At 71.3% G+C, this 1167-nt stretch carries 2 protein-coding genes; both read left to right on the top strand.

Annotation, left to right across the window (positions count from 1 at the left end):
* A partial coding sequence (locus FNH04_RS46180) for a LiaF domain-containing protein (RefSeq protein ID WP_152792176.1) occupies positions 1-844 on the top strand: 844 nt, incomplete at its 5' end.
* Positions 831-1097 (top strand): hypothetical protein, encoded by a 267-nt coding sequence (locus tag FNH04_RS46175; RefSeq protein WP_322725789.1) that lies wholly within the window; start codon positions 831-833, stop codon positions 1095-1097. The genes FNH04_RS46180 and FNH04_RS46175, both read left to right, overlap by 14 nt.
* The last annotated feature ends 70 nt before the right edge of the window (positions 1098-1167 follow it).

Genomic DNA, 1167 nt, shown 5'->3' with positions numbered 1-1167 from the left:
CCAGCCGCCCCCCGTCCCCGCGTCCTACCCGTCCTGGTGGCGCGACCCGATCGTCAAGGACGGCACGCACGTGGGCGGGACGGGCTATCTGTGGGGCCCGTGGGAGGCGCGGGACCGTGATATCGCGGCGGCCCTCAACATCGCCCGCGGTACACCGTCCCACCAGGGCATACGCACTGCTCAAGGGCCCAAGGCTCGTGGGCCGCGCTGGATAGGCGGCTGGCTGTTCCTGCTCGCGCTGCTCGCCGGCGGCCTCGGTACGCGTCTGACGTGGGACGAACACGCGCTGGGCACCAGCCTGCAGACCGGCCTGGCCTGCGCCCTCGCCGTGTTCGGCCTGGGCATCGGGGTCAGCGCGTTCCTGGGGCGTACGGGAGCGGGGTCGCTCTTCCTCTCGGTGGTGACGGCGGGCCTGCTGGTGTGCTCGGCAGCGCTTCCGGCGAACATCAGCACCCAGTGGATACGCACGACGTGGAAGCCGGCCGCCGTGGCCGACGTCCAGCCGGCGTACGAGCTGGGCACGGGTGTGGGCACGCTGGATCTGACGCGCCTGGACATACCGAAGGGCGACACGCTGGCGACCAACGCGGAGGTGGGCGTGGGGAAGCTGAAGGTGGTGGTCCCCTCGGACGTCACCGTGCGCCTGACGATCGAAGTGGGCGTCGGAGACATCCAGTTGCCGGGCGACAAGAAGGAGGACGTGGACGTGGCACCGGACAAGCAGCAGGAGCTGACCCTCTACCCCGCGAAGGGTGCCAAGGGCGACGCCAAGTCCGGCGGCACGATCGACATCAACCTCGAAGTCGGCATGGGACAGGCGGAGGTGACCCGTGCTGCGGCATGACATCCAGCCCGGCAAGCTCGTCGCGGGCTTCTTCCTCACCCTGACCGCCGTCGTCTACGCCGGCGACGCGGAGGGCGCCTGGGAAGTCCCCTGGTTCGTGGCCATACCCCTGGTCGTGGCCGGTCTCTGTCTGGCGGGGGCGACAGCCTTCCTGGCCCACGCGATACGCCGCCACCGCTCGTCCCCGCGGCCGGGCCATGCCCCGGAGCACGGGCAAGTGCCAGACGCGGGGATACCTGACCGGGTCGAGTAGCGTCCGATCCCGGGTCGCCCTCAGGAAGGCCAGTCCGGGTCGCGCGCTGGGGCGGGGCGTTGTCCGGGGG

Source organism: Streptomyces phyllanthi (assembly GCF_009377205.1).
Taxonomy (GTDB): domain Bacteria; phylum Actinomycetota; class Actinomycetes; order Streptomycetales; family Streptomycetaceae; genus Streptomyces; species Streptomyces phyllanthi.
Note: the sequence above shows the minus strand (reverse complement) of the source record. Positions and strands in the feature narration are given on the sequence as shown.